Source organism: Stenotrophomonas sp. JAG2, from assembly GCF_041080745.1.
Classification (GTDB): domain Bacteria; phylum Pseudomonadota; class Gammaproteobacteria; order Xanthomonadales; family Xanthomonadaceae; genus Stenotrophomonas; species Stenotrophomonas maltophilia_AA.
In genome coordinates this window covers 268,475-290,537 of sequence record NZ_JBEUMH010000004.1, presented here as the reverse complement: position 1 = coordinate 290,537, position 22,063 = coordinate 268,475, and the positions used below count along the sequence as shown (strand labels likewise).

22 protein-coding genes are annotated in these 22,063 nt (G+C 69.5%); 21 read left to right on the top strand and 1 reads right to left on the bottom strand.

What is annotated here, in order from left to right; all coding sequences use genetic code 11:
- Nucleotides 1-133: 133 nt before the first annotated feature.
- Nucleotides 134-1,156, bottom strand: a complete 1,023-nt coding sequence (locus AB9O74_RS07195; protein WP_369348887.1) for a pteridine-dependent deoxygenase — start codon at nt 1,154-1,156, stop codon at nt 134-136.
- Nucleotides 1,157-1,337: 181 nt separating this feature from the next.
- Between AB9O74_RS07195 and AB9O74_RS07190 the strand changes: the two genes are divergently transcribed.
- From AB9O74_RS07190 to AB9O74_RS07090, 21 genes are all read left to right on the top strand, one after another.
- Nucleotides 1,338-2,072: a beta-ketoacyl synthase chain length factor gene (locus AB9O74_RS07190; protein WP_369348886.1), complete on the top strand. Its 735-nt coding sequence runs from the start codon at nt 1,338-1,340 to the stop codon at nt 2,070-2,072.
- Nucleotides 2,065-2,868: a 1-acyl-sn-glycerol-3-phosphate acyltransferase gene (locus tag AB9O74_RS07185; RefSeq protein ID WP_176987820.1), complete on the top strand. Its 804-nt coding sequence runs from the start codon at nt 2,065-2,067 to the stop codon at nt 2,866-2,868. The genes AB9O74_RS07190 and AB9O74_RS07185 overlap by 8 nt, the downstream gene beginning before the upstream one ends.
- A complete protein-coding gene (locus tag AB9O74_RS07180) occupies nt 2,855-3,115 on the top strand; it encodes a phosphopantetheine-binding protein (RefSeq protein ID WP_019185497.1) in 261 nt (86 codons plus the stop codon). Before AB9O74_RS07185 ends, AB9O74_RS07180 begins: the two co-directional genes overlap by 14 nt.
- Nucleotides 3,116-3,135: 20 nt before the next feature.
- A complete protein-coding gene (locus AB9O74_RS07175; RefSeq protein WP_176987821.1) occupies nt 3,136-3,393 on the top strand; it encodes an acyl carrier protein in 258 nt (85 codons plus the stop codon).
- Between the two features lie 22 nt (nt 3,394-3,415).
- A complete protein-coding gene (locus AB9O74_RS07170) occupies nt 3,416-3,967 on the top strand; it encodes a hypothetical protein (RefSeq protein ID WP_176987822.1) in 552 nt (183 codons plus the stop codon).
- On the top strand, nt 3,960-5,645 hold the full coding sequence (locus AB9O74_RS07165; RefSeq protein WP_369348885.1) for an AMP-binding protein: 1,686 nt from the start codon (nt 3,960-3,962) through the stop codon (nt 5,643-5,645). Before AB9O74_RS07170 ends, AB9O74_RS07165 begins: the two co-directional genes overlap by 8 nt.
- Entirely contained in the window at nt 5,638-6,423 is a 786-nt protein-coding gene (locus AB9O74_RS07160) for a glycosyltransferase family 2 protein (RefSeq protein ID WP_369348884.1), read from the top strand. The genes AB9O74_RS07165 and AB9O74_RS07160 overlap by 8 nt, the downstream gene beginning before the upstream one ends.
- Nucleotides 6,420-7,367: an acyltransferase gene (locus AB9O74_RS07155; RefSeq protein ID WP_176987825.1), complete on the top strand. Its 948-nt coding sequence runs from the start codon at nt 6,420-6,422 to the stop codon at nt 7,365-7,367. Before AB9O74_RS07160 ends, AB9O74_RS07155 begins: the two co-directional genes overlap by 4 nt.
- A complete protein-coding gene (gene hutH / locus AB9O74_RS07150; RefSeq protein ID WP_369348883.1) occupies nt 7,357-8,913 on the top strand; it encodes a histidine ammonia-lyase in 1,557 nt (518 codons plus the stop codon). The genes AB9O74_RS07155 and hutH overlap by 11 nt, the downstream gene beginning before the upstream one ends.
- Nucleotides 8,900-9,322: an acyl-CoA thioesterase gene (locus AB9O74_RS07145; protein WP_369348882.1), complete on the top strand. Its 423-nt coding sequence runs from the start codon at nt 8,900-8,902 to the stop codon at nt 9,320-9,322. The genes hutH and AB9O74_RS07145 overlap by 14 nt, the downstream gene beginning before the upstream one ends.
- Nucleotides 9,319-9,939 (top strand): outer membrane lipoprotein carrier protein LolA, encoded by a 621-nt coding sequence (locus tag AB9O74_RS07140; protein ID WP_369348881.1) that lies wholly within the window; start codon nt 9,319-9,321, stop codon nt 9,937-9,939. The genes AB9O74_RS07145 and AB9O74_RS07140 overlap by 4 nt, the downstream gene beginning before the upstream one ends.
- The gene (locus AB9O74_RS07135; protein ID WP_369348880.1) at nt 9,932-12,277 is read left to right on the top strand and encodes an MMPL family transporter; all 2,346 of its coding nucleotides are present in this window, start codon (nt 9,932-9,934) and stop codon (nt 12,275-12,277) included. The genes AB9O74_RS07140 and AB9O74_RS07135 overlap by 8 nt, the downstream gene beginning before the upstream one ends.
- Before the next feature lie 43 nt (nt 12,278-12,320).
- Nucleotides 12,321-13,562, top strand: coding sequence for an NAD(P)/FAD-dependent oxidoreductase (locus AB9O74_RS07130; RefSeq protein WP_369348879.1), 1,242 nt, complete (start codon nt 12,321-12,323; stop codon nt 13,560-13,562).
- The gene (locus tag AB9O74_RS07125) at nt 13,550-14,101 is read left to right on the top strand and encodes a DUF3261 domain-containing protein (RefSeq protein WP_369348878.1); all 552 of its coding nucleotides are present in this window, start codon (nt 13,550-13,552) and stop codon (nt 14,099-14,101) included. The genes AB9O74_RS07130 and AB9O74_RS07125 overlap by 13 nt, the downstream gene beginning before the upstream one ends.
- Nucleotides 14,098-15,285: a beta-ketoacyl-ACP synthase gene (locus AB9O74_RS07120; protein WP_176987832.1), complete on the top strand. Its 1,188-nt coding sequence runs from the start codon at nt 14,098-14,100 to the stop codon at nt 15,283-15,285. The genes AB9O74_RS07125 and AB9O74_RS07120 overlap by 4 nt, the downstream gene beginning before the upstream one ends.
- Nucleotides 15,286-15,287: 2 nt before the next feature.
- Nucleotides 15,288-15,743 carry a hypothetical protein gene (locus AB9O74_RS07115; RefSeq protein ID WP_369348877.1) on the top strand — a complete coding sequence of 152 codons (456 nt, stop codon included), beginning with the start codon at nt 15,288-15,290 and terminating at the stop codon, nt 15,741-15,743.
- Nucleotides 15,740-16,471 carry a 3-ketoacyl-ACP reductase FabG2 gene (locus tag AB9O74_RS07110; RefSeq protein ID WP_369348876.1) on the top strand — a complete coding sequence of 244 codons (732 nt, stop codon included), beginning with the start codon at nt 15,740-15,742 and terminating at the stop codon, nt 16,469-16,471. The genes AB9O74_RS07115 and AB9O74_RS07110 overlap by 4 nt, the downstream gene beginning before the upstream one ends.
- Nucleotides 16,471-17,712, top strand: a complete 1,242-nt coding sequence (locus AB9O74_RS07105) for a beta-ketoacyl-ACP synthase (RefSeq protein WP_369348875.1) — start codon at nt 16,471-16,473, stop codon at nt 17,710-17,712. The genes AB9O74_RS07110 and AB9O74_RS07105 overlap by 1 nt, the downstream gene beginning before the upstream one ends.
- A gap of 75 nt (nt 17,713-17,787) precedes the next feature.
- Entirely contained in the window at nt 17,788-18,225 is a 438-nt protein-coding gene (locus AB9O74_RS07100; protein WP_369348874.1) for an excinuclease ATPase subunit, read from the top strand.
- Between the two features lie 229 nt (nt 18,226-18,454).
- Entirely contained in the window at nt 18,455-18,721 is a 267-nt protein-coding gene (locus tag AB9O74_RS07095) for a YcgL domain-containing protein (RefSeq protein WP_176987837.1), read from the top strand.
- Entirely contained in the window at nt 18,714-22,049 is a 3,336-nt protein-coding gene (locus tag AB9O74_RS07090) for an ankyrin repeat domain-containing protein (RefSeq protein ID WP_369348873.1), read from the top strand. Before AB9O74_RS07095 ends, AB9O74_RS07090 begins: the two co-directional genes overlap by 8 nt.
- Nucleotides 22,050-22,063: the final 14 nt, after the last annotated feature.

The following is a 22,063-nucleotide window of genomic DNA, read 5'->3' as shown; positions in this document are numbered from 1 at the left end:
GCCACCCTCTCCCTGGACACGTCGCGTTGCCGGTGGGAAATGGCAACAGCAAAAGCTGGTGCATGAGCAGCCGACCAGCGGTCCGCACTACAGGGGCCTGCAGCCGGCGAAGGGAAGGACAGCCTTCGGGAACTCAGCCGTGCAGCCCTTCGATCTCCACCAGCAGCTCCGCACGACACACCTCGGCGTGCAACACCACGAACGGCGGCGCCGTCGGCAGTGCCGCCATCTGCGCCGCCACCGCCGCCATATCCTCCGCACGACGCACATATACCTTCAGCACCGACGTCGAACCCAGCACCGGTGACAGCGACGGCCGCTGACCGCGCGCCGTATCCACCAGACTCTGCAGATTCGTCAGCGTCTCCCGCAACTGCTCATCCACCGCCCCCGTGTGCTGCGACACATGCCCCACGATCGCCGCCGTCCCCGACTGCAGCAACGGCAGGCCCGTGGCCAATGGCGGCAGCAGCGCCCGCGAAAAACTCGGCGACTGCGGCCCGTACTGGCGTGGATAGCGGAACGCGCTCACCTGGCGCGGATTCTCCAGCGGCAAGCCCGGCTCGCGCGCCGACAACCAGTACACCTGCAGGCGGCGCTCGCCATCGAAACGGCCAATGCACGTCGCCGCCGGCAGCGCGGCTTCATCCAGTTCCCGCAGGCCCCGCACGCGGCCCACGCAGAAACGCCGGTAGCGCTCCTGATCACCCTCGCCCTCGGTCACCGCGTCGAGATAGTTCCAGGTCCGCAACAGATGCGGATACCCGCAGCGCGACAGGAACGCGCTCATCCGCGCGTAGGCCTCGGCCGCGGCGGTCTCGATGTCGCTGTCGATCTCGTCGATGTCCAGCACCCCGAACAGCAGCTGGCCGTTGTGCGACCAGCGCACGCCGTCGGTGACACCGTGCTCGACGGGCGTGCCACCACGCCACACCTCGACCTGCGCCGGGCCCTGCTCGGCCAGCGGCACCTGCAGCCAGCGCGGGTCCGCCAGCGGAGCGGGGTGCAGGCCGAAGCCGAACACCGCCAGTGTGTGCGGGTCGGCCAGGGCCGCGTCACGCTGCGCCGCCGGGACGTAGGCGACATGGAACAACGCAGGTCCGGAGGAAAGGGGGGCGACTGCCGGGGCCGTTGCGTTGTCGATCGTGTTGCTCATTTCAGAATGTGAATGCTGCCAGTGCCGAGAGTGTCATGATAGCGTGCGCTCCTTTCTCGGCACCGCCACCGGTGCCAGGCGATGTCGACGACAGGCGTGGAATGGCTGGCATGGGGGGCCGTTCTGCGTTGCCACCATGGCTCGTGCCTTCTCTTGGTACCCATCCATCATGTTGGCGGGAATGATTGAGTTTTCTGTAATCGATTGGGCGGCGTGGGCGCCGGGCATCACGACCCGGGCGGAGTGGCAGGCGTGGGCGAAGGCCCCCTGGCTGCCGGCCGGCGACGATACCCCGGCGTTGTCCGAAGTGCCCGCCATGCAGCGGCGCCGGATCGAACGGCTGGGGCGCATGGCGATCCAGACCGCGTGCTGGTGCGAGCAGCCCGACGACGGTGGCCAGGTGCCGCTGGTGTTCGCCTCGCGCCATGGCGATGTGGCCCGCTCGATGGAACTGCTCAACACCTTGAGCGCGGACCAGCCGATGTCGCCGACCGGCTTCGGGCTGTCGGTCCACAACGCGATCGCCGCGCTGTACTCGATCGCCCGCGGGCATCGGGGCAACTATCTGGCCCTCGCGGCCGGCCGCGCCACGGTCGAGACCGCCTGCGTCGAGGCCTTCGGGCTGCTCGCCGATGGCGCGCCCGAGGTGCGGCTGGTTGTCTATGAATCCCCCTTGCCACCGATCTACGCCGGCTTCACCGACGAGCCCGACCCGTTCTTCGCCTGGTGCTGGCGGCTGGGCCCGGCTGACGGTCCCGGCACCCGACTGTCGCTGGGCTGGGGCGCCGGCGGCGAGGACCGTCCCTCCCAGGGGCTGCCGCACGGCCTGGAAGCCCTGCGCTTCCTGCTGGACGGCGGGCCTGCGCTGGGGCTGGACGCCGACGGCCAGCATTGGACCTGGCAGCGGCATGGCTGAGCGTTGGCCGGCCCGGATCAACCGTGCCTGGCGGGTGCTGGGCACGGGCCTGAGCTTTGCCGCCTTCGGGATCGGCGGGCTGGTGCTGGGCGGCCTGCTGTTCCTGTCGCTGCTGCTGATCCGCGATCCGGTGCGCCGGCGCGTGCTGGCCCGGCGGCTGGTGCAGGCCGGGTTCGCCACCCACGTGGGCCTGATGCACCGGCTCGGGCTGATGACGTATGACATCCGCGGGGGCGAGCGCCTGCAGCGCAACGGTCTGCTGATCCTGGCCAACCACCCGACCCTGATCGACGTGGTGCTGTTGATCGCCCAGCTCCCCAACGCCGACTGCGTGGTCAAGCAGGCGGTGGCGCGCAACCCGTTCATGCGCGGCCCGGTCCGGGCCGCGGGCTATGTCTCCAATGACGACGGTGCCGGGCTGGTCGACGACTGCATCGCCGCGGTCCAGGCCGGCGGCAACCTGGTGATCTTCCCCGAGGGCACCCGCACCGTGCCCGGCCAGCCGCCGAAGCTGCAGCGCGGGGCGGCCAACATCGCCGTGCGGGGCCGGCTGGACATCACCCCGGTGCGGATCACCTGCACCCCGCCGACCCTGACCAAGGGCCAGAAATGGTATCGTGTGCCATCACGGCGATTTCACGTTCAGCTGGAAGTCGGGGAAGATCTCCCGATTGCCCCGTTTCTGAACGAGACCGGCGATGCGCCCAGGGGGGATGCCTTGGCGGCCAGGCGTGTGACCGATCATCTTGCCCATTACTTCGACTTCGCTGGAGACCCGACCCGTGCAGGCACTTGAGCACGAGATCAAGGAATTGATCATTTCATCGCTTTCACTGGAAGACATCACTCCCGAAGACATCGATTCCGCCGCCCCCCTGTTCGTGGAGGGGTTGGGCCTGGATTCGATCGACGCGCTGGAACTTGGATTGGCCCTGCAGAAAAAGTACGGTGTCAGCCTGTCAGCCGATTCGGAAGAGACCCGTCGCCATTTCTCCAGCGTGCGTGCCCTGAGCGAGTTTGTCGCCGCACGCCAGCCGTCCTAACGGCGCGTCAGGATTTACCCATGACCAAGACCGAACTTTTCGAGCGCATCGTCAAGATCCTCAAGGACAGCTTTGAGATCGAGCCGAGCCGCATCACGCCCGCCGCGCGCCTGTACGACGACCTGGACATCGACAGCATCGACGCGGTCGACCTGATCGTGCAGCTCAAGCCGCTGCTCGGCCGCAATCTGCAGCCGGAAGCGTTCAAGCAGGTGCGTACCGTGCAGGACATCGTCGATGTGGTGCACGGGCTGTTGCCCGGTCAAGCGGCCGCCTGACGGCCATCGCTGAAGACTGACCATGGTCCGGGTACGCGTCGCGGCGTTTGCGTTGCTGTCGCTGGCATACCCGCTGGTGGTCTACCTGTCGCTCGGCCGGTTCGAACCACGCTGGTTGTCGCTGCTGCTGTTCACCCTGGCCGCGCTGCGCGCGCTGACCACCCGCCAGGCGGTGTGGTGGGTGGCCGCGCTCGGCACCGGCCTGCTCGCCCTGATCGCCACGGCCTTCAACGAGGCGCTGCCGCTGAAGCTGTACCCGGCACTGGTGAACGCGGTGATGCTGGTGATCTTCGCCACCAGCCTGCGTTTCGGGCCCAGTGCCGTGGAGCGCCTGGCGCGGTTGAGCGAGCCGGATCTGCCGCCGTTCGCCGTGCTCTATACCCGCCGCGTCACCTGGATCTGGTGCGGCTTCTTTGTTCTCAACGGAAGTCTGGCCCTGGCCACGGCGCTGTGGGCGTCCAACCAGGTCTGGGCGTTCTACAACGGAGTGTTGGCCTACGTGATGATGGGTGCGCTGTTTGGCGGGGAATGGCTGGTCCGGCGACGGGTCAAGGCGGCGCACGCGCATGGCTGAGTGGATCGCCCTGGACCGGCTGGCGTTGGTGCCGCGGCCCGGCCGCATCGTCGGCATCGCCGGCGACACCGTGGTGGACCACCCGCAGTTCCGCGCGCAGGTGCTGCGCTGGCAGCAGGCGTTCGCGCGCGCGCCCGGCACCGACTGGGCGCTGTATTTCGATGACACGCTCACCTTCGCCGCCGCCCTGCTGGGCGCCTGGCATGCCGGCAAGCGCGTGTTCCTCGGCGGCGACAACCTCCCGGCCACGCTGGAAGGGTTGAGCCCGCGCGTGGCCGGATTCGCCGGTGACGTGCCGGCGCGGTACGCACCGCTGCAGCCCGATGCGGAGGTCGACCCGGCGCGGGTGCTGCAGCCGCTGGATGAGGCCGTGCTGGAGCTGGTGGTGTTCACCTCCGGCAGCACCGGCGCGCCGAGCGCGATCGTCAAGCGCATGCGCCAGCTGACCCGCGAGGTGGATGCGCTGCAGGCCGCCTTCGGCGAGCAGCTCGATGGCGCGCAGGTGCAGGGCACGGTCTCGCACCAGCACATCTACGGGCTGCTGTTCCGGGTGTTGTGGCCGCTGGTGGCCGGGCGCGCGATCCAGCCGCGGCGGTTCTTCCACGAAGACCTGGTCAGCGCGCTGGGCGGCCAGCCGTCGGTGCTGGTGGCCACCCCGGCCCATCTCAAACGCCTGCCCGAGCAGCTGGACTGGTCCTCGCTGGGCGGCCAGCTGCGCGCGGTGTTCTCCTCCGGCGGGCCGTTGCCGACCGAGGCCGCGCTGCAGGTGCGCGCCTGGATGGGCGTGGCGCCGACCGAGGTGTTCGGCAGCAGCGAGACCGGTGGCATTGCCTGGCGCCGCTGGAGTGCCGAACAGCCGCAGTGGCATCCGCTGCCGGGCGTGGCGTGGCGGATCGACGCGGGCTCCCTGGCGGTCCGCTCGCCGCACCTGGACGGCGACGACTGGTGGCTGACCCAGGATCGGGCCGTGGCCGATGACGGCCACAGTTTCCGCCTGCTCGGCCGCGCCGACCGCATCGTCAAGATCGAAGAGCGCCGCGTCTCGCTGGAGGGCCTGGAGCAGCAGCTGCGTGCGCACCCGGCGGTGCAGGACGTGCGCGTGCTGGTGCTGCCCGGCGCGCGCGAACAGCTGGCCGCCGTGGTGGTGCCGCAGGCGATGGGCGCCGCCCAGTGGGACGATGCCGAGCGCCGCCGCCAGGCGCAGCAGCTCGTCGCACATCTGGCCCGCAGCCACGACGCCGTGACCCGGCCGCGTCGCTGGCGTTTCATCGATGAATTGCCTTTCAACGCGCAGGGCAAGGTCACGGCCGCGGCATTGGCCGCGCTGTTCCGCCCGGTGATGCCCACGGCCGAGTGGCAGCAGCGCGATGACACTACCGCCGCGTTGCAGTTCGTGCTGGATCCGGACCTGGTCGCGTTCGACGGGCACTTCCCGCAGGCGAAGATCCTGCCGGGCGTGGTCCAGCTGGACTGGGCGATCCACTACGGCCGCAGCGCGTTCACGATGCCGCCGCGGTTCCTGCGGATGGACGCGGTGAAGTTCCAGCACGTGGCGCGCCCGGGCGACTGCCTGCAGCTGAGCCTGGGCTGGGATGCAGCCAAGTCCGCCATGAGCTTCCGCTATGTCTCCGACCATGGCGTACACGCCAGCGGCCGGGTGGTGTTCGGCGATGCGTGAGGACACCGGAACCCGCGTGAACAGGCAGGCCTTCGCCCCGTTGGTGGTGATCCCGGTCTACGACCACGCGCATGCGATCGGCGCGGTGGTGCAGGGTGTGCTGGCCAGTGGCGTGCCGTGCCTGCTGGTCGACGACGGTTCTCACTTGCCGTGCGCGCAGGTGCTCGATGCGCTGGCGCGCGCGCACGCACCGCAGGTGACGCTGCTGCGGCTGCCGATCAACCAGGGCAAGGGCGGCGCGATGCTGGCCGGGTTCGCCGAAGCGGCGCGCCTGGGGTACACCCACGTGCTGCAGATCGATGCCGATGGCCAGCATGAAACCGCCGACATCCCGCGCTTCGTGGCGTTGTCGAAGGCGCAGCCGGAGGCGGTGATCTGCGGCATCCCGGTCTACGATGCCAGCGTGCCGAAGGCCCGCCTGTATGGGCGCTATGCCACGCATATCTGGGTCTGGATCAATACGTTGTCGCTGCAGATCCGCGATTCGATGTGCGGCTTCCGGCTGTACCCGCTGGCACCGGTGACGCGCCTGATCGGCGAGGAAACCATCGGCCGGCGCATGGACTTCGACAGTGAGATCCTGGTGCGGCTGTTCTGGCGCGGCATCAAGGTGATCAGCGTGTCGACCGCGGTCACCTATCCCAGCGATGGCGTGTCGCACTTCGATGTCTGGCGCGACAACGTGCGCATCAGCCGCATGCATGCGCGCCTGTTCTTCGGGATGCTGTGGCGCGCGCCGCGGCTGCTGTGGCAGCGCATCGCGGGCCCGCGCGCATGACCACGCCTGCACCCGGAAGCGCGCCGCACTGGGCCGACATCGGCGAGTCCACCTCGGCCGCCGGCGTGCTGTTCCTGTGCTGGGTGCATCGCTGGTTCGGCCGTTGGCCGTTCCGCCTGTGCGTCTACCCGGTGGTGCTCTGCCATTGGCTGACCAACCGGGTCGCGCGCGAATCCTCGCTGCAGTACCTGGAGCGCCTGCAGGCGCATACCGGCGTGTTCGCCTCGGCACCGGGACGCTGGCAGAGCCTGAAGCACTTCGCGCTGTTTGCCGACACCATGCTCGACAAGCTGCTCGGCCTGGGTGGCCGCTATCCACCCGAGCACATCTACCTGCAGCGCGACCTCGTCCTGGACAAGATCGCGCGCCGCGAAGGCGGCCTGATCCTCACCGCGCACATCGGCTGCCTGGAGCTGTGCCAGGTATTGGCCGAGCGGGTGCCGGGCTTCCACATCACCGTGCTGGTGCACACCGCCCACGCGCAGCGCTTCAACCGCCTGATGCAGCGGCTCGATCCGCTGGCTTCGGTGGAGCTGCTGCAGGTCACCGACATGGGCCCGGCCACCGCGGTCGAGCTGCAGCGCCGGGTGGAGGCGGGCGGCTTCGTGGCCATCGTCGGCGACCGCGTGCCGTTGCGTGGCGGGCGCACCGTACCGGCCTCGTTCCTCGGCCACACCGCGCAGTTCCCGATCGGCGCCTATGTGCTGGCCGCGGCGCTGGCCTGCCCGGTCTACACCATGGCCTGCCTGCATCACGGCCGCGGCTACCAGGTGCGCTTCGAACAGTTCACCGACCGCATCGTATTGCCGCGCGGTTCGCGTGACGCCGCGCTGACCGCGCAGGCCGAACATTTCGCCCGGTGGCTGGAAGTTCAGGTCACCCAGGCACCCTTGGACTGGTTCAATTTCTTCCCCTTCTGGGATCAGGCATCTCATGGCAAGTAAGGCCGATCAGGCACCCTCCGTCCGCTTCGGCGATGCGCCGCTGACCATCGAAGACGTGGTCGCGCTGTCGCAGCGCCAGGCCCGGGCCGTCGTCACCGACGATGCCGCGTTCACCGCGCGCATCCAGCGCGGCGCGGACTTTCTCGATCGCCTGCTGCGCGAAGATGGCGTCATCTACGGGGTGACCACCGGCTACGGCGATTCGTGCACGGTGAACATTCCGCCGGCACTGGTGGCCGAGTTGCCGCATCACCTGTTCACCTATCACGGCTGTGGCCTCGGGCGCTTCCTGGATCCGCAGGAAACCCGCGCGGTGATCGCCGCACGCCTGGCCTCGCTGGTGCGCGGCATGTCCGGCGTCAGCCACCCGCTGCTGCAGGGGCTGGCCACGCTGCTGCACCACGATGTGCTGCCGCTGATTCCCGCCGAGGGTTCGGTCGGTGCCAGTGGCGATCTCACCCCGCTGTCCTACGTGGCCGCGGTGCTGTGTGGCGAGCGCGAGGTGATGTACCAGGGTGCGCGCCGCCCGGCCGCCGAGGTGCTGGCCGAGATCGGCATGACCCCGCTGCGGCTGCGGCCCAAGGAAGGCCTGGCGATCATGAACGGCACCGCCGTGATGACCGCGCTGGCCTGCCTGGCGTATGACCGCGCCGACTACCTGACCCGGCTCGCCACGCGCCTGACCGCGTTCAACGTGCTGGCCAGCGACGGCAACGCGCACCATTTCGATGAAATGCTGTTCGCCGCCAAGCCCCATCCGGGCCAGACGCAGATCGCCGCGCGCCTGCGCCAGGACCTGCACAGCGACCGCCCGCCGCGCAATGAACAGCGCCTGCAGGACCGGTACTCGCTGCGCTGCGCCCCGCACGTGATCGGCGTGGTGCAGGACGCACTGCCGTTCTTCCGCCAGCTGATCGAAACCGAGCTCAACAGCGCCAACGACAATCCCCTGATCGACGTCGAAGGCGAGCGCATCCTGCATGGCGGCCACTTCTACGGTGGCCATATCGCCTTTGCGATGGATGCGCTGAAGAACACCATCGCCAACCTGGCCGATCTGCTCGACCGGCAGATGGCCCTGGTGGTGGACGCGCGCTACAACCACGGCCTGCCGGCCAACCTGTCGGCCGCCACCGGTGAGCGTGCGGCGATCAACCATGGCCTGAAGGCGCTGCAGATCAGCGTCTCGGCCTGGACCGCCGAAGCGCTCAAGCAGACCATGCCGGCCTCGGTGTTTTCGCGCTCCACCGAATGCCACAACCAGGACAAGGTCAGCATGGGCACCATCGCCGCGCGCGATTGCCTGCGCGTGATCGAACTGACCGAACAGGTCGTCGCCGCGCTGCTGATCACCGCCCGCCAGGGCGTGGCCCTGCGCGAGCGCGTCGGCATGAAGGCGACCCTGCACGGCGACCTGGCCGCGATGTACCAGGACCTCTCCGGCCGCATCGCCCTGATCGAGGAGGACCGTGCGCTGGATGGTGAGCTGCGCGCCCTGCTGGACGATATCCGCGCACAGCGCTGGGAGTTGTATGTCGACGCCTGAGCTGAGCTTCGAGGTGGCGCTGTCGCCGGCCTTCCACGACTGCGATGCGATGCAGGTGGTCTGGCATGGCAACTACTTCAAGTATTTCGAGATCGCGCGCTGCGCGCTGCTGCAGCGCCACGACTACGACTACCCGCAGATGCGCGATTCCGGCTACCTGTGGCCGGTGGTCGATGCGAGGGTGAAGTACATCCGGCCGCTGCTGTACGGCCAGGCGCTGCGCGTGCGCGCCACGATCACCGAGTGGGAGAACCGCTTGAAGATCACTTACGAGATCCTGGATGCGGACAGCGGTGCCACGCTGACCCGCGCCCATACCATCCAGGTCGCGGTCGACGCGGCCACCAATGAAATGCTCTACCTGTGCCCGCCGGTACTGTGGGAGCGTCTGGGAGTGCAACCGCAATGAACCGTTTCCTGCGCACGCTGTGCGTGCTGGTGATGCTGGCGGTGGTCGCCCCGGCGTGGGCCGCCACCGATGTGGACGTCGTCAAACAGCGCGTGGCCAAGGTCGACGTGCTGCGCGGCGAGTTCACCCAGGAGAAGCAGGTCGCCGGCTTCAAGAACCCGCTGCGCTCGCAGGGCCGCTTCGTGCTGGCCCAGGAGCATGGGGTGATCTGGACCACGCTCAAGCCGTTCCCCTCCGAGGTGGTGGTCACCCGTGACCGCATCCTCAGCCGGCAACGCGATGGCAGCAGCCGCGTCGAAATGGATGGCCGCCAGCAACCGGCGATGCGCTCGGTCAACGCGATCATGTTCGCGCTGATGAGCGGCGATGCGCAGGCGCTGTCGGCGCAGTTCACGGTCAAGGTCGAGGTGTTGCCCGGCAACGCCTGGAAGATGCAGCTGACCCCGCGCTCGACGATGCTCGGCAAGGTGTTCGCGCAGCTCACCCTGAGCGGCGACCGCTACGTGCGCGAGGTCCAGATCAACGAAGCCAACCAGGACGTCACCCGCATCCACTTTGCGGGCATGAGCGAGACGCCGGCCACGCTGAGCGCGGACGAGGGCGGCAGGTTTGAATGACGTGCTGACCTCGAACGGCCGCCTGCAGCGCATCTGGCGCTGGCTGGCCATTGTGTGGCTGCTGGTGCTGGTCGGCCTCGGCGTGCAGCAGTGGCAGCTGTGGAAGAGCGAATCCCGGATCGACACCGACATCCTCGCGCTGTTGCCACAGGACGCGCATGACCGCCTGTTGTCCGATGTCACCCGGCGCATCGCCGATGCCAATGCACGTCAGATCGTGGTGCTGCTGGGCAGCACCGATGCGGCACAGACCAAGGCGGCCGAGGCGGCCTTCCGCGACGCCATCAAGGCAGAGCAGGGCGCGACCCCGCTGCTGCAGGAAAGCGGCTCGATCGAGGGCTGGTTCGATCAGGCCCGCGCGTTCTACGCACCGTATCGCGACCGCCTGCTGACCAGCGCACAGCGCGAGCGCCTGCAGGACGAACCCACCGAGGGCCTGGCAGCGTCGGCACTGGCGGCGCTGTACGGTCCGATGGGCGCACCGCGCCTGACCGAATGGCGCCAGGATCCGCTGTCGCTGTGGCCGCAGTGGTGGCAGGAACGCGCGCTGGGCTCGGGCCTGCAGATGGGCGATGACGGCCTGCTGGAGGCCGACGGCAAGCATTGGTCGATCGTGCAGTACGACACGGTCGGTTCGGCATTCAAGCTGGACGGCGAGCGGCACATCGATCTGCTGCTGGATATCGCCGCGGAAGCCGCCACGAAGCAGGCACCGGGCCTGGAGGTGCTGCGTGCCGGCGTGCCGCTGCATGCCGAAGCGGCGGCAGTGCAGGCCAGCTGGGAAATCAACACGATCGGCTGGGGCTCGCTGGCGGCGGTGCTGCTGCTGGTGTGGCTGGCGTTCCGCTCGCTGCGCCCGATCCTGCTGGTCGCCGCGTCGCTGCTGATCGGCTGCGGTGTCGCGCTGGCGGTGACCGTGCTGGTGTTCGGCAAGGTGCACGTGCTGACCCTGGTGTTCGGTGCGTCGCTGGTCGGCGTTGCCGAGGACTACGGTATCCACTGGTTCGCCTCGCGCCAGGCCGAGCCCGCCGACCGTCGCTGGAAGTTGCTGCGGCACCTGCTGCCCGGCCTGTGGCTGGCCCTGCTGACCAGTGCGCTGGCCTATCTCGCGCTGGGCCTGGCGCCGTTCCCGGGCCTGCGCCAGATGGCGCTGTTCTCGGTGGTCGGCCTCGCGGCCGCGTTCCTGACCGTGATCTTCTGGTTCCCGTGGCTGGATGGCGGCGAGATCCGCCGCACCGGGTTCGCCCGCTGGCTCGGCGCCACGCTGGAGCGCTGGCCGCGCCTGCATGGGCGCAGGGCCGCGGTGTTCCTGGGGGTGGTCACCGTGCTGTCCGCGCTCGGCATCGCCCGCCTGCAGACCAACGATGATCTGCGCAGTCTGCAGTCGTCGCCGCCCGCGCTGATCGCCCAGCAGATCCGCATCAGCCAGATGCTCGGCATGCCCAGCCCGGCCCAGTTCTACCTGGTGCAGGGCGACACCGCCGAACAGGTGCTGCAGCGCGAAGAAGCGCTGATCGACCGCCTGCGGGTGCTCGAGGCCGACAAGCAGATCGGGGGGTATCGTGCGATCAGCGAGTGGCTGCCATCGCAGCAGCGGCAGCACGCGGACGCCGCGTTGACTGCCAGGGTCGAGCCGCAGGTGCTGGCCCAGGTCGGTGAGGCCGTCGGTGAGCCACTGCTGCGCCCGGCCTACGCCGCGCAGGATCTGCAGGCCGACGCCTTCCTCGCCTCGCCGGCGGCGATGCCGTTCCGCCACCTGTGGCTGGGCACGGTCGGGCAGGGGGTGGCCTCGGTGGTGATGGTCGACGACCTCTCTCGCGCCGATGCGCTGACGCTGCTCGAAGCGCAGGCCAAGGGCATCGACGGCGTGCGCTGGGTCGACCGCACCGCCGATTTCTCGCAGCTGCTCAAGCACTACCGCAAACTGATGAGCGGCCTGCTGCTGATCGGCATCGCGCTGGTGTTCGCGGTGCTGTACTGGCGCTACCGCGGGCAGGCCTGGCGCGTTCTCGCGCCGACCCTGGTCGCCGGCGCGCTGACGCTGGCGCTGCTGGGCCTGTTCGGGCAACCGCTGCAGCTGTTCAACGTGCTCGCCTTGATGCTGCTGCTCGGCATGGGCATCGATTACGGCATCTTCCTGATCGAACACCGCGGCGATGCCAGTGCCTGGCTCGCGGTCTGCGTAGGCGCGGCCAGTACCTGGCTGTCCTTCGGCCTGCTCGGGCTGTCGGCCACGCCGGCGCTGCGCGCGTTCGGGTTGACCCTGCTGTTCGGCATCGGCCTGGTCTGGCTGATTTCGCCGCTGTTCCGACCACCGCCACACGACGCACCGCACTGAGCGACCGCGTTTTCCTTTCATGATCTGATCAAGGATGTATCCGATGAACCCGCACGTGGAACGTACTGACATCCTGGTCATCGGCGCCGGCCCGGCCGGTTCCGTGGCCGCTGCGATGCTGCGCCAGCAGGGTCGCCAGGTGCTGATCCTGGAGCGCCAGCAGTTCCCGCGCTTCTCGATCGGCGAGAGCCTGCTGCCGCAGAGCATGGAGTACATCGAGGCCGCCGGTCTGCTGCAGGACGTGGTGCAGGCCGGGTTCCAGTACAAGAACGGCGCGGCCTTCGTGCGCGGCGAGGCGACCACCGAGTTCGACTTCCGCGACAAGTTCTCGCCCGGCTGGGGCACCACCTACCAGGTGCAGCGCGCCGACTTCGATGACGTGCTGGCGCGCGGTGCCGAGCGCATGGGCGCCACGCTGCGCTTCGGCGATGAAGTGCTGTCGGTGCAGCCCGGGCGCCCGGCGCGGGTGCAGGTGCGCCGCCCGGACGGCAGCGAATACACCATCGAAGCCGGCTTCATCCTCGATGCCAGTGGTTTCGCCCGGTTGCTGCCGCGCCTGCTGAAGCTCGAGTCCCCGTCGAACTTCCCGGTGCGCGGCGCGATCTTCTGCCACGTGCGCGACCACATTCCAGCTGGCGCGGGCTTCGACCGCAACAAGATCCTGATCACCACCCATCCCGAACACGTGGACGTGTGGTACTGGACGATTCCGTTCTCCAACGGCTGCTGTTCGCTGGGCGTGGTGGCCGAGCCGGCCTTCTTCGAACGCTACCCCGGTACCGATCTGGAGAAGCTGCAGGCGATCGTCAGCGAAGACCCGAACCTCACCCGACTGCTCAGGAACGCCGAGTGGGCGGTGCTGCCGGTGCGCACCATCACCGGTTATTCGGCCAACGTCTCTTCGTTGTGGGGCGAGGGCTATGCGCTGCTGGGCAATGCCGGCGAGTTCCTGGACCCGGTGTTTTCCTCGGGCGTGACCATCGCCTTCAAATCGGCGCAGCTGGCCAGCGATTGCCTGGCACGCGAACAGGCCGGCGAAACGGTGGACTGGGAGCAGGACTTCTCGGTGCCGTTGCGCGCCGGCGTGAAGACCTTCCGGCGCTTCGTCGAGGCCTGGTATGCCGGCGGCTTCCAGAAGATCATCTACCATCCCGATCCGCAGCCGGAGGTACGCCGCATGATCTCTTCGATCCTGGCCGGCTACGCCTGGGACACGCAGAATCCGTATGTCGCCGATGCCAGTGGCCGGCGCCTGCGCGTATTGGAGGAACTGTGCAGCGCCTGATCCTGACCCTGTTGCTGAGCCTGCTGCTGGCCGCGTGTGCCAGCACCCGGATGCCCACGCCGCTGGTACAGCTGCCCACGCTGCAGCTGGCGCCCTCGGCGTTGCCGCAGCCGGTGCAGCTGCAGCAGCGCCTGCAGTTCCGCTTCGGCAGCCACGAGCGCGAGCTGGATGCGCTGCTGGAAGTGGATGCCGGGCAGGTGCGGTTGGCCGTGCAGGCCATGGGCCAGACCGGCGTGCGCATGGTGTGGGACGGGCAGCACCTGGAACAGACCCGTGCGCCGTGGCTGCCGCCGCAGGTGCGCGGTGAACGCGTACTGGACGACCTGCAGTTCTCGCTCTGGCCGGCGTCGGCGATCCGCGCCGCGCTGCCGGCCGGCTGGACCCTGCAGGAGACCGATGGCGTGCGGAGCCTGGAGCAGGGCGGCAAATCCTGGCTGGTGCGCGACACGCTGCCCGATGGCCGCGTGCGCCTGCGCAACCTGGCCGAGGGCTATGAACTGGTGATCGAATCGATGGACATGGGGCAGGGCCAAGAGTGAGCAGCAGTGCGGTCTATCTGAACGAACTGGGCGTGATCTGTGCGCTGGGTGCCGACCGCGCCGAGGTGCGCGGCGGCCTGTTCGCGGCACAGCCCGGCGGATTGCGCGACAACGATGCCATCCTGCCCGGCCGCACGCTGGCGCTGGGCGAGGTACATGCGCCGTTGCCGGACCTGGCCGAGCTGCCGGTGGCGCTGCGTGGCCGCAACAACGGCCTGCTCGACGCTGCGCTCGGCCAGATCCGCGAGGCCGTCGCTGCCGCCGTGGCCCGCTTTGGCGCCGAGCGCGTCGCGGTGATCATCGGCACCAGCACCTCGGGCATCGGCGAATCGGAGAGCGCGCTTCGCACTTACCATCGCGACGGCACATGGCCGGCCGATTTCCATTATGCGCAGCAGGAAATGGGGACCGCCGCGCGCTTCGTGCGCGAGCGGATCGGCAGCACCGGCCCGGCGTGGACGATCTCCACCGCGTGTTCCTCCAGCGCCAAGGCGCTGATGTCGGCCGCGCGCCTGCTGCAGGCCGGCGCGGTCGATGCGGTGGTCGCCGGGGGCGCGGATTCGATGTGCCGCTTCACCGTGGCCGGGTTCAGCGCGCTGGAGTCGGTCTCGGCGTCGCGCTGCAATCCGTTCTCGGTGAACCGCAGCGGGATCAACATCGGCGAAGGCGCGGCGCTGTTCCTGATGACGCGTGAGCCGGGCCCGGTGCGCCTCGCCGGTTGGGGCGAATCCTCCGACGCGCATCACATGTCCGCCCCGGACCCGCAGGCGCGCGGCGCGATCGATGCCATGCAGCAGGCGCTGGACCGGGCCGGCCTGGCCGCGGCGCAGATCGACTACGTGAACCTGCACGGCACCGCCACCGGCCACAACGATGCGATGGAAAGCCAAGCGGTCGCGGCGGTACTCGGCACGCAGGTGCCGGCCAGCTCGACCAAGCCGCTGACCGGGCACACGCTCGGTGCCTCCGGGGCGATCGAAGCGGCGCTGTGCTGGATGACGCTGGCGGACAACCCGGACCAGCAGCTGCCCACCCACTGGTGGGACGGGCAGGCCGATGACGCCTTGCCGGCGCTGGCGCTGGTGGCACCGGGCACGTGCGCCGCGCAGCCGCTGCAGCATGTGCTCAGCCACTCGTTCGCCTTCGGTGGCAGCAATGCCGTGCTGGCGCTGGCCCGGGGATGAGCATGCCGCTGCCCGATGACATCGACGCGGTGCTCCCGCACCGCGACAGCATGCGACTGATCCACCGCGTGGTGGCCTGGGAGGACGCGTCCATCGCGGTCGAGGTGGACGTGCCGGCGCAGGGTCTGTTCTGCACCCCCGACGGTGTGCCTGCCTGGGTCGGGGTCGAATACATGGCCCAGGCGATCGCCGCCTGGGCCGGGTGCCGCGCGCGCCATGCCGGCCGGGCGCCATCGATCGGCTTCCTGCTCGGTACCCGCCGTTACACCGCCCACCAGCCGTTCTTCACCGCCGGCAGTTGCCTGCGGGTGGAGGCGAACTGCGAGCTGTTGGGCGAGAATGGCCTGGGCATGTTCGCCTGCCGGATCCTGGCAGGTGATATCGAAATGGCGGTCGCCAACGTCTCCGTGTTTGAACCCACGGATGCGATGGCCTATCTGGAGACTGGAGAGGCATGACAGGGAATTTGACCGTGCTGGTGACCGGCGCCAGCCGTGGCATCGGCCGTGCCGTGGCGCTGCGTTGCGCGCGCGACGGCTTCGATGTGGTGGTGCATTGCCGCAGCCGCATCAAGGAAGCGCAGGCCGTGGTGGCCGACATCCAGGCCCTGGGCCGCCAGGCCCGGGTGCTGATGTTCGATGTGGCCGACCGTGACGCCGCGCGCACCGCGCTGGAAGCGGACATCGCCGAGCACGGCACCTATTACGGGGTGGTCTGCAACGCGGGCATCGCCCGTGACGGCGCCTTCCCGGCGATGCCGGCCGAGGATTGGGATGCCGTCATCCACACCAACCTGGACAGCTTCTACAACGTGCTGCACCCGTTGGTGATGCCGCTGGTGCGCCGGCGCAAGCCGGGCCGCATCGTCACCTTGTCCTCGGTGTCCGGCCTGGTCGGCAACCGCGGCCAGACCAACTACAGTGCGGCCAAGGCCGGGATCATCGGCGCCACCAAGGCGCTGGCGCTGGAACTGGCCAGCCGCGCGATCACCGTCAACTGCGTGGCGCCGGGGCTGATCGAGACCGAGATGGTCAATGAAGAAGTGGTCGAGCACGCGCTCAAATTGATTCCCGCCAACCGCCTGGGCCAGCCGGACGAGGTCGCTGCGGCCGTGTCCTTCCTGCTCTCTGAATCGGCCGGGTACATCACCCGCCAGGTGATCTCGGTCAACGGAGGCATGGTCTGATGGCCCGTCCCGATCGTCGCGTCGTGGTCACCGGCGCCGCTGCCATCAGCCCGCTCGGGCAGGATTGGGCGAGCATCCGCGCGCGCCTGCAGGCGCGGACCAACGCGGTGCGCTACATCCCCGAGTGGGAAGTGTTTGATGGCCTGAATACCCGCCTGGCCGCGCCAGCGGAGGAATTCGAGCTCCCGTCCAACTACAACCGCAAGACCACCCGCAGCATGGGCAAGGTGGCGGTGATGTCGGTGCGCGCCACCGAACTGGCGCTGGAGACGGCCGGCCTGCTGGGCCATCCGGTGCTGCGCAGTGGCATGGCCGGCGTCGCCTACGGTTCGTCCTCGGGCAGCCACGAAGCCACCGCCGAGTTCGGCCGGATGCTCCATGAGCACACCACCGAAGGCATCAGCGCCACCACCTACCTGAAGATGATGAGCCACACCTCGCCGGTGAACATCGGCGTGTTCTTCGGTTTGTCCGGTCGCGTCTACACCACCTCCAGCGCCTGCACCTCGGGCAGCCAGGGCGTGGGCTCGGGCTACGAGGCGATCCGCAGCGGCAAGCAGACGGTGATGGTCACCGGCGGTGCCGAGCAGCTCGACGCCACCGCCGCAGCGGTGTTCGACACCCTGTTCGCCACCAGTGTCCGCAACGACGCGCCGCAGACCACGCCCAGCCCGTTCGACGCGCACCGCGACGGCCTGGTGCTGGGCGAGGGCGCCTGCACGCTGATCCTGGAAGAACTGGAGCATGCGCAGGCGCGCGGCGCCACGATCCTGGCCGAAGTGGTCGGCTACGGCACCAACAGCGATGGCCAGCATGTCACCCAGCCCAGCGCCGGCACCATGGCGCAGGCGATGCGGCTGGCGCTGGAGGATGCCGAGCTGGCCGCCGATCGGATCGGCTACGTCAACGCACACGGCACCGCCACCGAACATGGCGACATCGCCGAAACCCAGGCCACCCACCAGGTGTTCGGGCCGGGCATGCCGATCAGCTCGCTGAAGAGCTACGTCGGCCACATGCTCGGCGCCTGCGGTGCGTTCGAAGCCTGGCTCAGCATCGAGATGATGCGCGAGGGCTGGTTCGCCCCGACCCTGAATCTGCATGAGGTCGATCCCCGCTGCGGTGCGCTGGATTACATCGCCGGCGAGGGCCGCGCATTGCAGACCGACTACGTCATGAGCAACAACTTCGCCTTCGGCGGCATCAACACGTCGTTGATCTTCCGCCGCTGGCAGGACTGACCGCTGTTTCCGGCCCGCGCCGCGGGCCGGCCGTTCCGTAGCCCCCTCGCATCCCCCCAACAAGGAGAAAGTTGAATGCGTCGTTTTGCCCTGATCGCCGCCACCGCCCTGCTCGCCGTTGCCAGCACCGCCCAGGCCCGTGACACCCGTGTCGAGCAGTCGCTGCATGAGCTGGTCAATTCCGCTGAAGCCCGCAACGTCGGCATCGACGGCAGCGTGAAGTTCTATCTGGCCGGTGAAAAGGTCAGCGTGGTGGATCGCCTGGGCGAGGACGTGACCAACAAGAAGACCAACGCCGCCAACAAGAGCGACGCCGAGGCCTGCCGCTGGGTGGCCCTGTCGGCGCTGCGCGCGCTGCAGGATGGCGCAAAGTCGCGCGGTGCCAATGCCGTGGTCGACATCGTCAGCTACTACAAGAAGAACGAGTTCAAGAGCACCACCAACTACGAATGCTATGCGGGCGCGATCCTGGCCGGCGTGGCGCTGAAGGGCACCTACGCCAAGGTGAAATAAGCACGCACGACCACCGTCCCCCGGGGCGGTGGTCGGCGGAAAGCGACGCATTCATCACGGCGGCGTGGGCAGACTGCAGCGGCGCCCAGCTGAACGACATCGCGACATTGATGAACCTCATGCTGTCCCGCGACGGAAAACCGACAGCAGACCGTGCACGCAGCTTTCACCTGTGCCGGCTTTCCTCCACAATCATTGCCATTCACTACCCTGGGCAAAGCCCTGCGGCATGCAAGCCTACGTCTATAAAAGCCAACGCAAGCAGGACAGCTTCGTCTATCTCGCCGTTCGTGATGACTTCTCGGTCATCCCGGACGCGGTGAAGGCCTCGCTGGCGCCGTTCCAGTTCGTTCTCGAAGTGGCCCTGACTCCCGACCGTCGCCTCGCCCAGGCCGATGCCGCACAAGTGCGCCAGAACCTGACCGAGCGGGGATTCCACCTGCAGCTTCCGCCGCCGCCCCTGGCACCGGTCCGGATCCCGCGACGCAATGACTGACGCCCAACGCCCCCGCGCCGTTGCCTCCGCTGTCGCGCTCGGCGTGCTGCTGGCCCTGGCTGCGGCCGTCGGTGGCGTGCCCGGCGCTGTGTGCGCCGCGCTGGCCCAGCCGGCGTTCGCGCTGGCGGTGTCGTGGTGGCGCCGCACCCGGCCGCTGCAAGCGCTGCCGCAGGTGGCGCGCCAGGATGCTCCCGCGCTGCTGGCGCTGTGGTCTCTCGGCCCGCTGCTGCTGACGTTGCTGGTGGCCTGGCCACTGGGCGCACTGCACGACAGCGGCAGCCTGGCGGCCGTGCTGGGCCTGAGCGTGGCGGTCAGCGCCGCGCTGCTCGGGGTCTGGCGGACCTGGCCGTTGTGGAATGACGTGGAGCGCAGCGAAGGCAGCCTGGCGCGCCACTGGCAGACCCTGGCCGGGCGCGACCTGACCGCCTGGCGCGGCCTGGCCGTCGCCGCGCTGGTGGTCCTGGTCTGCGCGCTGGTGGTGCTGCCGGCGTGGCCGGGGCTGGTGTCGGATGCACTGCACTGGCCGATCGCCGCTGCGGTCGTGCTGCTGTCGCCGTTGGCGCACGTGCTGCTGCAGGCGATCGCCCCGGCCGACGCGTTGACGGCGACGGTGCCGGTCCAGATGAGTGGCGACCGCGAGGATCCGTTCGCCGGGCATCACGCCGAGCCAACGCCGCTGGAATCCATCGGCCTGCACGAACAGCAGCCGGCGCTGTACGACGCCGCGCGCAGCGGTCGGGTCGACCGCGCCCTGCAGCTGCTGCAGGCCGGCGCGGACCCGCACGGCCTGCCTGATCCGGCCTGGCGCGACCAGCGCAGCCTGGCCGTGCTCGCCGCGGTGCTGCCGGACCTGCGCCTGCTGCGTGAACTGATCGCCCGTGGCGTGGGCGTCAACGCGCCGCATCGCGGCATGACCCCGCTGCTGGCCGCCACCCGCGACAGCTGGCACGGTCGCCCCGAGGCGGTGATGACCCTGCTCGCCAACGGCGCCGACCCGCGCGCGGTGGACAGCGAAGGCAACACCCCCCTGCACCATGCCGCGCGCAGTTCCGATCCCGGCGTCGCCGCCCTGCTGCGCGATGCCGCCGCCGAAGTGGACGCGCTGAACGACGATGGCTGGTCACCGCTGGCGGTCGCCTGCCAGGTCGGCAACTGGCGCCTGGCCAAGTTCCTGCTCGAACGCGGCGCGAAGACCGAGCCGGCCGAAGGCACGCCCGTGCTGCTTGCCGCCGCCGGTACCGAAGAAGACGATCCGGCCGGTGTGCAGCTGCTGCTCAAGCACAAGGCCCGCGCCGACGCGCGCGACCGCCAGCGCCGCAGCGCGCTGCACGAAGCCGCGCTGGCCGGCCATGTCGACATCATCGATGTGCTGCTGGCCGCCGGCGCCAATCTGGAAGCGCGCGATGCACTGGCGCGCACGCCGTGGCTGGAAGCCGCGCGCGGGGGCCGTGCCGGCGTGGTGGAACACCTGCTGCCGCACCAGCCCGACCTCAATGCGGTCGATGGCGAAGGACGCAATGCGGTACTGCTGGCCTGCATGGCGGACAACGTGTCGCCGCTGCTGGTGCGCCGCCTGCGCGACCTGGGCATCGCCGTCGACGTGGCCGATCCACAGGGCCGCCGTGCGGTGGACATCGCCGCCGGCGCCGGGCGCTGGGCGATCGTCTCGCTGCTGGATCCCGCCTATCCGCTGCCGTCCGCGGTCAGCGATGGCCTGGTGATGTCTGGTGACAGCGATGCGGCCGCGCCCTCGCTGCCGGACCGCCCGCCGCTGGAACTGCTGCGCGAAGCGCTGAGCTTCGGCAACGTGGAGGGCATGGCCGCGCTGGCCCGCCTGTGTGCGCCCGACGAACTCGGTGCGCTGCTGCACGATGCCGAACTGGCGCTGGACCCACAGGCGCTGGACTGGTTGCTCGCGCATGGCGCGGCGCCCGAAGTGCTCGATGCCTGCGGTGATACCCCGATGTTCGCGCTGCTGGCGCGGGGCATCGACGCGGTGCCTGCGCTGCAGGTGCTGCTGCGCCGTGGCCTGTCCCCGGCCGGTCGCGGTGGCCTGGCGCGGCTGCTGAGCGCCTGCGCCCAGCACGACCACGCCTCGCGCGGGCTGGAACAACTTGCGCTGGAACTGCTGGAACGCGGCGCGGATCCGTTCGCGCCATCGCCGGCCGGCGACCCGCCGCTGTCATTGGCCGTGCGCCTGGGCTGGCTGCGCGTGCAGCAGGCGCTGCTCACCCAGGGCGTGGACCGCGAAGCGCGCGACAGCCATGGCATGACCGCGCTGCATCTGGCCACCGCGCTCGCACGCGAAGGCTCGATCAAGCTGCTGGTCCAGCAGGGCGCCTCACCCGAAGCGCGCGCCGCCGACGGCCAGACGCCGCTGGGCGTGGCGCTGTCGATCGGTCGCCGCGACCTCGCCGACTGGCTGGACTGGCGGGTATGGCCGTTGCCGCGCCGCGCGCTGCGCGACGGCGACCTGCCCGCCGCGGCGATGGCCGGCGATGCCGATGCCGTGCGTCGCCTGATCGATCTCGGCTTCGGCGTCGATGTGGTCGACGCCCAGGGCTGCACCGCGCTGCTGCGTGCCGCCGGTGGCGGTCACCTGGCCGTGGTCGACCTGCTGCTTACCCGCGGCGCGAATCCGCAGCACGCTGCCGCCAGCGGCGCCACGCCGTTGTCGGCGGCGGTGAGCATGCGCCAGATCGAGATCGTTTCGGCCCTGCTCGATGCCGGTGCCGAACTCGAATACCGCCTGCCAGGCGGCGTCACCGTGCTGATGCTGGCCTCGGCGCTGGGCCTGCCGGACATCGTCTCTCGCCTGCTCACCGCCGGTGCCAACGTCCATGCCGGCGATGCCCAACAGCTCGGCCCGCTGCACTGCGCCGCGCTGTACGGCTTCAGTGCGCGCGACCGCTCGCGTCTGCTCGCGCTGCTGGACACGCTGCTGCTGGCCGGCGCCGAACCGGACCAGGCCGCCGCCGGCTCGGTCACGCCGTTGCTGCTGCTGCTCGGCGCCCGCGCCGAACCGGGCACCGCCTGCGACGAGCAGATCGTGCTCGCCGCGGTGGAGCGCCTGCTGGACGAAGAGGTCTCGCTGGACGTGCGGGATCCGCGTGGCTTCGGCCCGCTGCATCTGGCGGCCCTGCACGGCCTGCCGCTGCTGGTGCAGCGCCTGCTGCGTGCCGGCGCCGACCCGGACGTGCGCGACGCACTCAACCGCAGCCCGCGCGAGATCGCGGTGATGCGTGGTTTCATCGACGTCGCCGGCGAATTCGAACCGCTGGTGCCGGGGGTGTCCTCGATGGCCCGGTTCCTGCGCGATAACGGCTGAGCCCCGCCTGGTAG